A 15,254-nucleotide genomic window follows, 5' to 3' on the forward strand; every position below is an offset into this window, starting at 1 on the left:
AGTCACATCCTTTTACGATATGTAAGAAAAAAGAGTGAATCACGGATTGAAATAGGTTCAATCCGTGATTTTGAAGAAGAAATTAAAGTACTTTTTTATTCTTCCATCTATTTTTTACTTTGTTTACGTCGATTAGCGAGCTTATCTCGGAACGCTTTTTGTTCTTCGGCAGGAAGTTTATGATATTTTTTGATAAAGGCTGAGTAGTTTTTCATCACTACATTTGTTGGGCCGAATTCTCTTAAATGGCCGCCTTCGATCCAAGCGATTTTCGTACAGAAACTATTTACTTGGCTTAAATTATGGCTAACAAAGAATATCGTTTTACCTCGTTTTTTATATTCATTCATCTTCGCAAGTGACTTATCCGCAAAGGTTTGGTCCCCTACAGACAGGGCTTCGTCGATAATCAGAATATCGGGGTCTGCTGTGACACTGATTGCAAAACCAAGTTTCGATTTCATACCACTGGAATACTTTTTAACAGGTTGGTAGATAAAATCCCCGAGCTCTGAGAATTCGATGATTTCAGGCATCACCTTGGCGATTTTCTCTTTACTATAGCCCATTAGCAAACATTTGAATTCGATATTTTCGATTCCTGTTAGCTGATTGCTTAGTCCAGCGTTGATCGCGATGACATTTACTTCCCCGTTGACAATTACCTCGCCAGAAGTTGGGGGAACAAGGCCACCGATTATATTGGAAAGGGTTGATTTCCCTGAGCCATTGATCCCAACAAGGCCAACGACATCCCCTTTTTCTACTGCAAAGGAAATGTTTTCGACAGCATTGAAGTTACTTCCCTTTTTCCCAGGGAAAATGAGATCACCTAGTTGCTCACCCTTTGTTTTATACATACGATATGTTTTTGTTACATTTTTGATAATGACTGATTCCGCCATGAATACTCTCCTCCATACGGTTTTTAGATAAAGTCAGAGAAGCGGTTTCTGAATTTATAGTGTGCTGATGAGCCAATTAGTAGTAAAACTAAGATGAGCCCCCAGTTGTATAGTGTTAGTTCCCAATGTGACACGATATACCAATCATTGTATAGCAATGATGCTCGATAGCCGTTTGCTAAATAGTAGAATGGGTTCAACATCAAAATATTTTGAATCCATTCGGGCATCGTCGCTGAGCCTGAACGGTCCCAAAGAATTGGTGATAAGAAAAACATTGCTTGTAGTAGTGATTGAATGAGCATTTGAACATCTCGAACCACAACAGTTATGGTAGATGTTAAAAGTGTGATAGCAAATGCAAGAATGTAACTCATGGCTAAGAAGTATATTAACTGTATGTAATATATACTTGGATAATAGCCTGCAATCCAAAAGACAATCATGATGATACCGACTAATACAAGGTGTCCGTAATATTTGCTCATAATAATGTAGCTAGGTAGCACCGATAATGGGAAGTCCATCTTGGCGACCATTGAATATCTTTGGTAAATAGATTTGGAAGCATTTAAAATCGCTTTTTGAATAAAGAACCAGAACGAGATTCCAGCTAGCATCCAGTAGATATATGGCACTCCATTGATTTCTTGGTTTCCTCGCACACCAAATCCAAAAACAAACCAGTACATTGCCATTTGAATTGCTGGGTTGAGAATCTCCCATGCAAAGCCCAAATAGTTATTCTGATTGTCAATGCGTAATTGGAATTTTGCTAAGCGCATAATCAAATAAAAAGAATTTACTTGTTCTTTTATAATTTTAATAAGTGCTCTCATTTCGATTTTTTCCTCAATTTCATATATTGAATTTGTTTTAACTAGTAGTATTTTGTTTACTCATAAGTATCGTTAAATTGGTAATTTCCAATAACTTTCTCGAGCTGTACAGAAGCATGAATATAAGTGAAAAATGCATCCACATCCCATTCAATTATTCATTATTTGAAGTATGAAAATCCACATATAACATTACTTGATATCAATAGAAAAACACTTCACATAGTATAACATATTAATGAAAAATATTCCGTCCGTGCAATAGGCATTTTTATGAAAGAGTAATTGTAAATATCCGAACAGAAATCATTTTAATAGCAGACAGATTTACTTCATAATAACTTATCAAAATAAACATTTTCAAACTAGTTACTGTAACCATAAAGTAAACTCTTTATAAATAAAAGCACCCTTCAAAGTAGACGTTTCAACTGTCCACTCTAAGGGCACTTTTAGATGAGATTATGTTTCCTTATTGAATATTCGCTTGCATTTGTTTTTCTTCTATCTGATCAATTAAAGGAAGCAAATCTGCCATCGTATCAATGGTATAACTTGCCCCGTTTTCTAAGAAGGTTGCACGAACTTTTTTGATGATTTCATTCTTTTGTTCATTACTTAATGATAGAAATTCTTCTTGGGTTAGTCCCATTTCAGAGCTTCCAATAATCACACCTACAGCTGGAATCCCTGCGTTTACTGCTTCTTTCATATCTGATACTGTATCCCCTACTTTAATAGCAGCTGTTACAGAAGATACATTTAATGCTTCTAGATTGTGGAAAATCATATATGGATATGGACGCCCATAGTTGTTTGTATCATCAGGTGTAACTAAATAATCTGGTGTATAGCCTTTTAGCTTAGCGTGTTTTGTGACAACTTCCATCATGGAGGCAGTGTAACCAGTTGTTGAGCCAATTTTAATGCCTTTCTCTTTTAAATGAGCAATTGTTTCAATCACTGTTGGAATCGGATCTGTATAAGTTGCTAATGTAGCCATTAGCTCTTCTTCAAATTGAGCGTAAAGTGTATTTACATCTTCTTCGTTTGAAGGGCGATTATATCGATTTTGCCATTCCTCTTGAATTCTAGACATCTCTAGCATTGTACGGATATGATCAATTTTCAACATGCCCATCGGTTTTCGTGCTTCTTCAATCGATACATCAATACCAGCTGTTTTGAAAATATTCACAAACACATTGACTGGAGCAAAGCAGCCAAAATCTACTGTTGTTCCTGCCCAATCTAAAATTACCGCTTCAATTTTCGCCATTATACATTCACTCCCATATATTGATCGATTGCATCACATAATACGCTTAAATCCTCTATTGAAACATCGCCGATATTCCCGATACGGAAAGTATCAACATCCGTTAGTTTTCCTGGATATAGTACGAATCCTGTTTTTTTCATATTTTCATAGAAATCTTGGAAGTTAAATTCAGCATTTGGAAACAAGAATGTTGAGATAATTGGCGATTGTTTCGCTTCATCAATATAAGCATGCATGTTCACTTTCGCTAAACGTTGACGTATATAAGCATTGTTTGCAGCATATCGTGCAGTTCGTGCTTTGACGCCACCTTCTTCGGCAAGTTCTTTCAGAGCTTCTGCAAATGCTGCTACAACATGGGTTGGCGATGTAAAACGCCATTTGCCATCCACATCAATCACGCGCCATTGATCATATAAGTCTAATGAAACACTTCTCGCAGTACCTTTTGTGTCTAAAAGTTTTTCCTTGTTGGCAATGACAAATCCAAAACCTGGTACACCTTGGATACATTTGTTTGCACTACTTATTAAGTAGTCAATTTGTAATTCTTCAATGTTCATCTCAACGCCACCAAAGCTACTCATTGCATCTACGATAAATGTTGCGTTATATTTTTTCGCAATATTGCCAATCTCTGCAATAGGATTCAAAATGCCTGTTGTTGTTTCGCAATGTACGATTGCTATATGCGTGAAATTTTGGTCTTTTAGTAACTCTTCTACATGTTGAAGAGTTGGATACTCATTGTATGGTACGTTGTAAACTTCATGCTGTAGACCTATTATTTTCGCCATTTGTGCCATACGCTCACCGTAAGCACCATTTGCAATAATGAGTAGCATGTCCTCGTCAGCAACTACTGATGTTAAAACAGATTCTACGACAAAACTTCCACTTCCTTGCATCAAAACTGCTGTGTATTTATCTTCTGTTGTGCCTGCAATTCGAACTAATTCTTTACGAATTTGTTGTGTAATCGACTTATATTCATCATCCCACGTACAACGATCTTCTAACATTTGTTTCTTGACTGCATCAGTAGTTGTTAATGGTCCGGGTGTTAATAGTTTATAGCGATTCATTGTATTCTCTCCTTATTGGGCACTTTTGAAAAATGCTTGATGTTGTTCTAGTAAATCAACAGTTAATGGTGTTTCCCATTTTGTTGCGTGTTTTGGTTCATGCTCCTTTGCTACTGTTTCACCTTTATAGAGAGCAACAGGATATTGTTTTAATAGGGCTGGTCTTGCTTTATCTGCAATGACTTTTGCAATTTTCATCGCTAATTTTTGTTTGTCGCCACCTTTATTGACTACTGCTACAGATTCAGTTAATGAGAAATTTCCTTCTGTCGGATCGATATATTGAATGGGTTGACCTTCTACTTTTGCATTTACAGCTTGTGCACGTAAGCCAAACCCTACTGCTACTTCACCTGTTTGAACTTTCTTGATCGGACCAGAACCTGAACTTTCAAGATGTGGACCAACATTTGCTAAAAGGTTATGCAATACTTCTTTCCCTTTTTCTTCTCCATATTGATGAAGAATAGCTTGGATTAATAACCAGCCTGTTGAAGAATCCATAATGTTTGGAATAGATACTAAGTCTTTATATTCAGGTTTCGTTAAATCAACGATAGACGTTGGTGTATCTAGTTTCTTTTGCTTTAACACTTCTGTATTGACGAAGATAGCACCCATATTCCCTAAAATCGGTAATGCATAAGAGGGTTGGGAATCAATTGCCTCCTTTGAACCTTTAATATCTGTAAACATATTGTTTTTCTTTTGAGCACTATCGATGAAATAAGAAGCCATTGTTACAACATCTGCTTCTATCTTATTTCCTTCAGCAATCATTTTGCCTCCAAGTTCAGAAGTCCCCATCGATTGAATGATATATTTGCCTGATAAGCCTTCATCCTTTAATGCTTGTTCCATGGCTGTGATCGCTTCTTCATCCGCATTGGAATAGATGATCACCTTATCATTCTCTGATGCTTTCCCACTACAAGCTGTTAACACGAGCACAATACTACAAATGAGTAATAGCCAAACTGAATTTTTTATTTTTTTCATTTTGCGTTCTCCTTTTTCTTCTGTTTATATAGCCAAAATTCACAAATTAGTTTGATCAATACATTTGTTGCTAGAATGAAAATCGATAAGATAAAGATGTCATTAAACTTATTAAAATGTTGTAACTCTTTAATCTTTGCAGAAACTAATAATGTTTCAGTTGATACTAAGAAGATTATCCCGCTTACAGTGACCATCGCATTAATGAAAAAGTAACTAAACATTTCAAGAATGGTTGATTTTACATTTGGGATGATAACTCGGTATACGGTTTGGAACCAAGAATCATGTAATAATTCGCCGATCACCTCCCAATTTGAATCCATCTTTTGAAGCGCATTCTTTGCCATTAAATAGGGTGTTGTGAAGAAGTGAATAATATTGCAAATGATGATAATCATAAAGGTGCCCTTTAAGGAACTATTATTGAAGAGAAATAAATAGCTTAGACCAAGTACCATTCCTGGAATGGTATTTGTCATCATGGCAATGAAATCAAATGATCTGTGCCCTTTTACAGTTGTTCGAGCACTTAATAGGGCACTTGTGAAAGCAACGACTACGCCAACAATTGCTGTAAATAGCGCTACAAAAATCGAATGCCAATAAACAGTCGTTAATTCATCCATTTGTATAAACCGTTTCAAGAAATCCAGTGTAAATGTTAAGTTAAATGGGTAGGCAACAGTAAAAGGTGCTACAAACATAATGGCAAAGATTCCAAGCACAACAATTGCCACAATCGAGGCTACAGTACCAAATGTTACATCTCTCCACCTATTCATCGTAAGTTCAGTTGTAGAAATGGTGGTTTGCTGAAAATTCAACTTTTCCAATGCTCCAAGTAATACCACACTAACAATTGCTGGGATAAGCATTAAAACGGAAATCACTGCTCCCTGCTGGAAGTTTGGTATGGAACCAAGCATTGTTTGATATAGCGTTGTAGCAATCACTTCATATGTCCCACCTATCGAGGCAGGAATCCCAAAGTCTGTAAAGCTAAGGACAAAGGTTAATACAAATGCTCCACCTATTGCCCCAAGCATAGGTCTAAAAATGGTATGGTAAAACTTGCGTATAAATCGATCACCCATTAAATCCGATACGAGTAAAAATCTCTTATCAACATAATAGAAAGCATTTTGAATCAAAATAAATGCCGCTGGTAACGTGTATAATATGTAACCAACTAATAATCCATTAAATCCATATATCGCAAAAAGTGGTTTTCCAATCAGTTTTGTTAATAACCCTTGATTGCCAAATACATAAATTAGTACAAATCCATATGTAATCGTAGGTAAAAACATGGGAAGTGTAATGCCAAACTGTATGAATTTCTTCGCAGGTTTTGCGACATTCGTCATTTCAATAGAATAAGCGAGAAAAAAGGCTATACCTGTTGTGACAAGTGCTGATACGGATGAAACCTTTAAACTGTTCCACATCGCCATCATAATTTCACTCGATGTAAATGCCTCTAGATAAGGGCTTATACTAAACACGCGATCCGTATAAAGTGATTGCCAAATTGTCATCAGCATAGGCGCTACAAGAAATAGGATAAAGAACAAGATGAGTGGCACAAATGCTATTTTCATCGCTCTTTTTGTACTATGCATAAGCTTCACCAAATAATCTAAAGATATTTTGTCGCTTTACTTGTAATTGCTTCAAAATAAAATTCTCAACAAACAGATCTTGTGGTTTTGATACGATTTCTTCTGGCGTTCCAAACTGTGCAATTTGAGCATCATTAATAATGACCACTTTGTCTGACATCGTAAGTGCTTCTTCTGGATCATGTGTAACAATAATGGTCGTTAAGTTAAATTCTTTCGCAATTGATTTTATTCGCTCTTTGATGGATTCTTTAATCACACCATCAAGTGCGCTTAGTGGTTCATCCATTAAGAGAATTTTTGGTTTCATGATGAGGGTTCTAGCGATTGATACACGTTGTTTTTGCCCTCCGGATAATTCATGAATTTTTTTATCTAAATGAGGACCCAGCTCTAAAAAATCGATATATTTTTGAATTTCTTCTCTAGACATTTTTTCTTTTTTGTTTTTAAATCCATAAGTAATGTTGTCATATGCATTTAAATGAGGGAAAAGTGCAAAATCTTGAAAAACAATATTAAAATCTCGATTTTTCATTGGCACATTACTTATGTCTTGGTTATTAAATAGTATTTGTCCCTCTGAAATAGGTGTCAGTCCTAAAATCATATTTAGTAGGGTAGTTTTGCCACTTCCACTTGGGCCAAGTAGTGAAATAATTTCTCCTTGCTGAAATGTCAAATTCACGTTTTCAAGAATGACTTTATTTTTATAGCGTTTGCTTACATTTTTTAATTGAAGCAAATCACTCACCTCCCGTTTTCTTACATTTAGTATAAAAAAGGAATGTAAAGAGAGTAATTATGCTTTGTAAATGTTGAGTAAATGTTGATATAATCATGACAAACTTTTAACTAAGTTATATATAATCATTTTAGAAACTAAAAACTGAAAACTAAGAAGAACAGGTGATAAAATGTTTCCACTAAAACGGCAACAACTGATTATGGATATTATGTTAGAAGAGAAACTGATGAAGCTTCCAGTACTTGCAGAACGTTTAAATATTTCAATTGAAACGCTTCGTCGCGACATTCAAACGCTTGTGCAAGAAGATAAAGTTGAAAAGGTATATGGAGGGATTAAGCTAAAGGAACTAGAATTAGGTGAATCACTCATTGAACAACGACTAACAACAAACCTAGTCGCAAAAAGAGTGATTGCAAAGAAATGTTGCACCTTTATTCAAGAAGGTGAATGTATTTTCTTAGATAGTGGCTCGACAACATTACAATTCGTCCAATACATTAAATCGTTTCAGCATTTAACGGTAGTGACAAACTCTTTGCCAATTGTTATGGAATTATTAGCAAGTCACATTGATGTCATTATGATTGGCGGAAAAATTCGCCACTCGGAACAATCCGTTACCACATATGATTTCTTATTTAACTTTGACCGCTTAAATATTAGCAAAGCATTTATATGCGCAAGTGGGGTTTCTTTAGAAAATGGTATATCCGATTTTAGTTTTGAAGAAGCAGTGACAAGAAGAAAAATCATAGAAATTTCAAAAGAAACATATCTAGCTTGTGATCATACAAAATTCAATAAGGATGTAATGGTACAAATTTGTTCATTAAACGACGTAACGGCTATTGTAACAGATGACAAATTATCAGAAGCCACTAAAAAACGTTTTACTGAAAATGGTGTGTCTTTAATTCTAGCAACAACTTAAGATAAGCAGATTCCATTGCTTTTTCTTGGAATCATGATAGTTTTGAGAGAATTCATGTGGGGTATTGTTATTTTTGAAGTCTTAAATTGTAGGCGAGGATTCAATTTCTTCTGGTTACCACAAAATAAAAGCCCTACCGTTTGTCGGTAGGGCTTTTATCTATTATTTTCCGAATACTTGTTTGACGACGCGTTCTGCTGCTTTGCCATCTTCCCAAACGCAGAATTTTTCGTTAAAGCGGTCGAATTGTTCTTGTGAGTAGTGTCCTTCTTTAAGGGCACGTCCGATTTCTTCAAATAAGTCTTGTTCGTTTTGAACGATTTTCCCTGGTGCATCTGCTTCGATGTCGATATAGAAACCGCGTAGGCGATCTCGATAATCCTCTAGGTCATACATATAGAAGATAATTGGGCGATTTAAGATCGCATAGTCGAAGAATACGGATGAGTAGTCTGTGATTAATAGGTCACTGATTAAGTATAGGTCTGCGATATCATAGTAATTTGAAACGTCTTTGATAAAATCACCATATTGACTGAAGTCAAAGTTTTCGGATACTAGATAGTGCATACGTGCAAGTAATACAAAATCGTCACCATATTGTTCTTTTAGTTTTTGAATATCAAATTGGAATTTGAATTTGTACTTTCCTCTTTTGAAGAATTGGTCATCACGCCATGTTGGTGCATAAAGGACAATTTTCTTATCATCTGGTATATTCAGCGATTTTCGGATTTTTGCAATTTTCGCTGGATTTTGGTTTTGGAGTGCATCATTACGTGGGTAACCTGAATCAATCATTGGTCCACTGAAATGGAATGCACGCGCAAGAATTTCATGAGTATATGGGTTTGGTGCTACAAGATAGCTCCAGTTTTTAGATTCCGCTTTGATGTTCTTGCGGTATTTCTTGGTTTTTGTACCAGGCATATGAACTTCTTCGATGTCTGTTCCTAGTTTTTTGAGTGGTGTACCATGCCAAGTTTGAAGATAGACTGTATCTTTTGGTCGTGTCATCCATTTTGGATAGCGTACGTTGTTAACCCAATATTGTGCACGTGGGAAAGTAAATAACCATTTTAGAGTGAATCGTTTCATATAAGGAACGCCCATTTCTTCGAACAATGGGATACTTTCTTTATCAACACTCCAAATTAGTTTATATTCTGGATTATGTTCTTTCATATATTCATAAATGGCTCTTGGATTATCGCTATAACGTTTACCATGGAAGCTTTCAAAAATGACCAAGTTTTTAATACGAGGTGCTTTGCGTCCTATAAAGCGGAAAGCCTTCTCAAAATATTTCTTAAATGTTTTGTTGTTTTTCAACATCATCTTTTCACTCTTTCATGTGGTATTAAAAAGTTTATGTAAAAAATTAACCTGCCAATTATCATAACATAGATAGGCACGTCCATCAATCAGGCTCTATAATCGCAACTTTTAAACTAGGTATATTTGTGTCATTTTGAAGGACAATAAGTTACTGAATTCGTATCGATAAATTTAACTAATTTAGAAATTTTCGTCGTTTTTTCATTAAAAAATAATTAAATTGCTCTTATTAGACTCAAAAAAGTGCTACTATACGAAAGGTACTATTTTAATGTAAACGAGGTGATTTTCGATGATCATAAATGAACTATATGGAAATTTTAAAGAAGTTTTAGATGACCGAAACCATAAAGAAGCCCATCGAAGAAATCAATTATACACAAAATACTATGATACATTACCTATTATCGATCATGCCATCTTATATGAAGTTAGGGACGGTCAAAGTGTAACTGATTCCCCTTTCGCAGTATTCAAATATATTTTAGAACATGACACAGATAAAAAATATCAACATATATGGTCCATTCAATCTTCCGAAGAGTTGGAAAAGGTGATTGCCCCTTATCGTGAGATGCCAAACGTAACATTTGTTGAACGTAATAGCGAAGATTATTTAAAATGGCTTGTACAAGCACAGTATTTATTGAATAACTCTACTTTCCAATCATTCTTCGTTCCTCGACCTGAACAAATCTACATTAATACATGGCATGGAACACCTTTAAAATATATGGGCTATGATATTCCGGGGAATCCTTCTGGAAGTCAAAATGTCGTTCGTAACTTTTTGAATGCTGATTATATTATTAGTCCAAATGAACATTCTACCCAGCTTTTTGCCAATGCATTCCGTTTAGATGGGATTTATGAAGGTTCTATTTTAGAGATGGGTTATCCACGCAATGATTTAACATTCAATTCAAAGCGTGAAGAGATCGTAGCACAATTAAACCAACAAGGTCTGGCTGTTTCGTCAAACAAGAAGATTGTATTGTACTCTCCTACTTGGAAAGGAACAGATACTAATAACGCTGATGATAATATGAAACAAATTATTGCCGAAATGGATTATTTAGCGGAACAAATTGGACCTCACTATCATGTGCTGATGAAGGTTCATCCATTCTTATATGATGTAGCCACAAATTACCCAGAGGCTCAAAGTAGACTCGTATCAGATAAAATGGATATGAATGAATTACTAAGTGTTGTAGATGTTTTAATCACTGACTATTCAAGTGTATTCTTCGACTATTTAGTGACGGACAAGCCTATTTTGTTCTATGCATGGGACAAAGACTTATATGCTCAAAATCGTGGTATGTACTTAGATGAAAAAGAACTACCAGGCCCCATTTATGAACATATTCATGATGTAGCGAATGCGATTCTTCATATTGATGATGTTCAAAAAGAATATAAAGATGTTTATCAAACTGCTAAAAAACGTTTTGTCGCTTATGACGATGGCAATGTTACGGATCGTTTATATCGTTTAGTATTTAACAAGGAATCTGTAGATGGATTAAAAATTGTACGTTTTGAAAATAAAAAAGAAAAGATTTTCATCTATCCTGGTGGACTAATCAATAATGGGATCACTAATAGTTTTATCAACCTAACCAATAATATTGATTATGACCGTTACGATGTGACTGCATTTGTAGCTGCTTCAAGCAAAGAAGAAGTCTTGTATAACCAAAGTCGCATTCATCCAAAAGTACGTTTTCTTTTCAAACCAGGTGTACCCGTTTATACATTCCGGGAAGCTGTTCTTGATCGACTTATTCGTACACATGGTCTAACACCCAAGTTGAAGCCACACTATCCGACAAAGGCGTATGAACGCGAAATTCGAAGACTCACTGGTGGCGTCCATTTTGACTATGCCATTGACTTTAGTGGCTACAGTTATTATTGGTCAAAGCTGATATTAGCATCTAATAGTAAACGTAAAATTTGTTTTTTACACAGTGATATGAAAGCCGATCGAAATCGTACAGTTAATGGTGTTAAACCACACTATCAAAATTTACTGACCATGTTCTCCGTCTATTATCAATTTGATAAATTACTGGCTGTTTCTGAAGCCACTATGGAATTAAATCAATCTAAACTAACAAAATTTACAACAGATGAACAATTTGGTTTTTGTGTAAATACGATTGACCCAAATCGGATTTTAAACCCACCTAAAAAAGTATTTGATGAACATAAAGATGTTTCTCATATCGTTTTAACAAATGAAATCGGTCAATGGCAGGCATCACTTAAAACTGCTTCTATTTATCAAACACTTGACGAGATTGTTCAAGGAAACCCAACTATCGATCATGTTGTGCGAGTAGATGATGATATCCATGTTTTGGCTAAATATCACTGGCATAATGAAGATTATTGTAAAATCATGATCAATGATATTTATGTTGGATGGTGTAAGGCATCTCTATTATTGATTAATCCATATGACAATGAACAAGATGTAAATATTACGTATCAGGTTATGAATACTTTTGGAAAGCTTACAAACGTATCACCTAAATATTATGTATGGAATTTACCTTTTGGTGCGCCAGGGGCTCACAAGAAATCTGACGTCACATTTTTCAAAGATATGATTGTACACATTTCAAAAATGGCTGTAACACCACAAGCCTCCTACTACTTCATATCAATCGATCATCATGAGCTTGGCTGGATCAACAGTAATGCAGTTACCTTATTAGATAAAATAGGGTCAATGGCCAATCGTAATTTTCTTTCACGTGCCATTGCAAATACCTATGTGCAATTCCACTATAATAAGCATAAGGAATTGATTGATAAAGCGCATCGACTTGCGAAAATAGAGGAAAAAGTAAAACAATATGGCTATATTTTAGAAGATATTGATGGCTATAAACTTTTTACAGAGCCTCCAACTAGACCAGATAGTCAAATTGTCAAACATAAAAAAGATTTACGGGGTAAGCTTATTTATGTTCATAAAAAACAAGTATTTAAAGAGCACGTCTATTACTTTATAAAAAAAGGGAGCTATGTCGAAGGTTGGATTGATAGCCGTAGTGTTCGATTAGTTCCTGACGATTATTCTGTGTTCATCGATGAAAAGGATATTACGTACCCTGCGATTGTTGAAACAGCTTCAGTTGAAGTATATAAAGAGCTTCCTACTACAGCAAAAGTTGCTGACTTCTTATTACCGGATGAACTGCATTTAAAAGCAGTAACGGTGAAAAAAGAAATGCGTACAGGGCACGGTCATTCTGTATTACTTTATGATGGTGACCAAAAAATTGGCTGGGTAGAGAAAAAAGTTGTAACACCTTATAATTGCTGGATTGATATTCACAACAATATTATTCAGTTAAATGATGATGATTCCTTTAAATTTGTTACAATGGGTCGTCTATCACCAGAAAAAGCACAAGATAAGCTAATTAAAGCATTTGCTCAAATTCATGAAGAATACCCAAATACCAAGTTATATCTATTGGGCGATGGCCAGTTAAGAAAATCATTAGATTCCTTAGTAAAAAAATTAAATCTAAAGGATTCCGTATTCTTAACAGGGCAATTAGATAACCCCTTCTCATTTATGAAGCAATGCGATGTTTTTGTTCTGTCATCAAAATATGAAGGACAGCCAATGGTATTACTCGAAGCATTAACATTGAAAATGAAAATTGTCGCAACAAATATTGTTGCAAATCGTGCCGCTTTAGCAAATGGAGACTACGGCTTATTAACCGAAGATACTTCTGTAGAAAGTATTTATAAAGCGATGAAGAAAATCTATTTAGAACCAAATATGTCATTTAAAGAATTTGACTACCGTACTTATAACCAACAAGCAATTGAAAACTTCTATCGTGAAATTCGAGATTAGTCGAATATTTAAAGAAAATTTGTGAATAGAAAAATGCCTGCCCGTGGATATCGGTAGAAACCGATTTTCTGGGCAGGCATTTTATTTACTTAGACTACTCCCATCATCCGCGGCCTATTTTTTCTTTACAATTGAATTCTTGCCGCGATCCATAAGGAGCTTTCTTGGGGGCACTCGTTACTCACGAGTTTAGTGATTTTACTCGCGTTCTGCGGGGAAATACTCGCGTTCTCCCGTAATTTACTCGCGGATTTTCAAATTGTATCCGCGTTTTAGCTACTTTATGTCCTAGATATCAGCTCAAACCTTAGATGCTCTTATTATCCGCGGCCGAATTTTTCTTTACAACCAAAATCTTGCCGCGCTCAATAAAGAGCATTCTTGGGTTCAGAGGTTACTCGCGAGTTCAGTGATTTTACTCGCGTTCTGTGGGGAAATACTCGCGTTCTCTCGCAATTTACTCGCGGATTTTCAAATTGTATCCGCGTTTCGTCTAATTTATGTCCCTATTATCCATAGAGTGACTCTTCTTAACAATAAAGAGGACCACGAAAAACAATTTGTTTTCGTGGTCCTCTTTGTTTAGTTAAATCCGTTGGGATTATTAGATTGCCAGCGCCAAGCATCTTCGCACATTCTTTCAATATCATATTGTGCTTTCCAATGAAGATTTTGCTCTGCTTTTGTTGTATCAGCATAACAAATTGCACTATCTCCTGCTCTGCGCTCTGTTATTTGATAAGGAACTTTCTTACCTGACACTTTTTCAAATGCATGAACAAGTTCAAGTACACTATAACCATTACCTGTTCCCAAATTAAAAGCTTCTACACCCGTATGATCAGATAAATATTCTAATGCACTTAAATGTCCTTTTGCCAGGTCTACAACGTGGATATAATCTCGGACACCTGTTCCATCTGGTGTATCGTAATCATCCCCAAAGACAGATAACACTTCACGTTTTCCGACTGCAACCTGTGTAATATACGGCATTAAATTATTTGGAATACCAGATGGATTTTCTCCGATTTTGCCACTTTCATGAGCTCCAATTGGATTAAAGTAACGCAGTAGTGCGACTCGCCATTCTGGATCAGCCAACCCTACATCTTGAAGTATTTGTTCGACCATCAGCTTTGTTTGACCGTATGGATTGATGGCACTTAATGGGAAGGTCTCATCAATTGGAACTACTTTTGGAATACCATAAACAGTTGCTGATGAGCTAAAGACGATTTTCTTTACATTATGACGTTGCATAGCCTTTATGAGAACAATAGATCCTTGCACGTTATTTTCGTAATATAGTAGTGGATTTTCAACTGATTCACCAACTGCCTTTAATCCAGCAAAGTGTATAACACCATCAATTTGATAATCCGTAAAAAGTTGATTTAGTATCTGCTGATCCCGAATATCACCTTTTACAAATGGAAAATCTTTTCCTGTTATCTCTTTTACTCGTTGAAGTGCAGTCTCACTACTATTATGCAAATTATCGAGTGCCACTATTTTATACCCGGCTTCTAACAACTCTACACATGTATGTGATCCAATAAACCCTGCTGCTCCTGTTACTAAAATGCTTTTAGCCTTCAAAATGT

11 protein-coding genes are annotated in these 15,254 nt (G+C 35.5%); 2 read left to right on the forward strand and 9 right to left on the reverse strand.

Annotated elements, in window-relative coordinates:
* Positions 1-107: 107 nt before the first annotated feature.
* The 7 genes from tagH to CEF14_RS11865 all read right to left on the reverse strand — a co-directional run bounded on the left by tagH (position 108) and on the right by CEF14_RS11865 (position 7,480).
* Positions 108-905, reverse strand: a complete 798-nt coding sequence (gene tagH, locus CEF14_RS11835) for a teichoic acids export ABC transporter ATP-binding subunit TagH (protein WP_102693043.1) — start codon at positions 903-905, stop codon at positions 108-110.
* Positions 906-928: 23 nt separating this feature from the next.
* The gene (locus CEF14_RS11840) at positions 929-1,744 is read right to left on the reverse strand and encodes an ABC transporter permease (RefSeq protein WP_102693044.1); all 816 of its coding nucleotides are present in this window, start codon (positions 1,742-1,744) and stop codon (positions 929-931) included.
* A gap of 472 nt (positions 1,745-2,216) precedes the next feature.
* Complete coding sequence (phnX, locus tag CEF14_RS11845; protein WP_102693045.1) at positions 2,217-3,023, reverse strand: phosphonoacetaldehyde hydrolase; 807 nt, start codon at positions 3,021-3,023, stop codon at positions 2,217-2,219.
* Positions 3,023-4,111, reverse strand: coding sequence for a 2-aminoethylphosphonate--pyruvate transaminase (locus CEF14_RS11850; RefSeq protein WP_102693046.1), 1,089 nt, complete (start codon positions 4,109-4,111; stop codon positions 3,023-3,025). Before CEF14_RS11850 ends, phnX begins: the two co-directional genes overlap by 1 nt.
* Before the next feature lie 12 nt (positions 4,112-4,123).
* A complete protein-coding gene (locus CEF14_RS11855) occupies positions 4,124-5,101 on the reverse strand; it encodes an extracellular solute-binding protein (protein WP_102694386.1) in 978 nt (325 codons plus the stop codon).
* A 5-nt stretch (positions 5,102-5,106) separates the two neighbouring features.
* The gene (locus CEF14_RS11860) at positions 5,107-6,735 is read right to left on the reverse strand and encodes an ABC transporter permease subunit (RefSeq protein ID WP_102693047.1); all 1,629 of its coding nucleotides are present in this window, start codon (positions 6,733-6,735) and stop codon (positions 5,107-5,109) included.
* Positions 6,728-7,480: an ABC transporter ATP-binding protein gene (locus CEF14_RS11865; RefSeq protein ID WP_102693048.1), complete on the reverse strand. Its 753-nt coding sequence runs from the start codon at positions 7,478-7,480 to the stop codon at positions 6,728-6,730. The genes CEF14_RS11860 and CEF14_RS11865 overlap by 8 nt, the downstream gene beginning before the upstream one ends.
* A gap of 172 nt (positions 7,481-7,652) precedes the next feature.
* Here CEF14_RS11865 and CEF14_RS11870 point away from each other — a divergent pair, with 172 nt between their 5' ends.
* Positions 7,653-8,417 (forward strand): DeoR/GlpR family DNA-binding transcription regulator, encoded by a 765-nt coding sequence (locus CEF14_RS11870; RefSeq protein ID WP_102693049.1) that lies wholly within the window; start codon positions 7,653-7,655, stop codon positions 8,415-8,417.
* Between the two features lie 162 nt (positions 8,418-8,579).
* Here CEF14_RS11870 and CEF14_RS11875 read toward each other — a convergent pair whose 3' ends face one another.
* Entirely contained in the window at positions 8,580-9,755 is a 1,176-nt protein-coding gene (locus tag CEF14_RS11875) for a CDP-glycerol glycerophosphotransferase family protein (protein ID WP_102693050.1), read from the reverse strand.
* A gap of 292 nt (positions 9,756-10,047) precedes the next feature.
* Between CEF14_RS11875 and CEF14_RS11880 the strand changes: the two genes are divergently transcribed.
* Positions 10,048-13,647 (forward strand): CDP-glycerol glycerophosphotransferase family protein, encoded by a 3,600-nt coding sequence (locus tag CEF14_RS11880; protein ID WP_102693051.1) that lies wholly within the window; start codon positions 10,048-10,050, stop codon positions 13,645-13,647.
* 582 nt (positions 13,648-14,229) lie between these two features.
* On the opposite strand, the gene galE is transcribed toward CEF14_RS11880, so the two are convergent.
* Positions 14,230-15,249, reverse strand: a complete 1,020-nt coding sequence (galE, locus tag CEF14_RS11885) for a UDP-glucose 4-epimerase GalE (RefSeq protein ID WP_245890158.1) — start codon at positions 15,247-15,249, stop codon at positions 14,230-14,232.
* Positions 15,250-15,254 lie beyond the last annotated feature (5 nt).

It is taken from the genome of Rummeliibacillus pycnus (assembly GCF_002884495.1).
Lineage (GTDB): Bacteria > Bacillota > Bacilli > Bacillales_A > Planococcaceae > Rummeliibacillus > Rummeliibacillus pycnus.

Bases quoted from the DNA above. Each gene is read 5' to 3' on its own strand.
- tagH (WP_102693043.1), bottom strand. From the start codon at position 905: ATGGCGGAATCAGTCATTATCAAAAATGTAACAAAAACATATCGTATG.
- CEF14_RS11870 (WP_102693049.1), top strand. From the start codon at position 7,653: ATGTTTCCACTAAAACGGCAACAACTGATTATGGATATTATGTTAGAA.
- CEF14_RS11860 (WP_102693047.1), bottom strand. From the start codon at position 6,735: ATGCATAGTACAAAAAGAGCGATGAAAATAGCATTTGTGCCACTCATC.
- CEF14_RS11880 (WP_102693051.1), top strand. From the start codon at position 10,048: ATGATCATAAATGAACTATATGGAAATTTTAAAGAAGTTTTAGATGAC.
- CEF14_RS11850 (WP_102693046.1), bottom strand. From the start codon at position 4,111: ATGAATCGCTATAAACTATTAACACCCGGACCATTAACAACTACTGAT.
- CEF14_RS11840 (WP_102693044.1), bottom strand. From the start codon at position 1,744: ATGAGAGCACTTATTAAAATTATAAAAGAACAAGTAAATTCTTTTTAT.
- phnX (WP_102693045.1), bottom strand. From the start codon at position 3,023: ATGGCGAAAATTGAAGCGGTAATTTTAGATTGGGCAGGAACAACAGTA.
- CEF14_RS11875 (WP_102693050.1), bottom strand. From the start codon at position 9,755: ATGATGTTGAAAAACAACAAAACATTTAAGAAATATTTTGAGAAGGCT.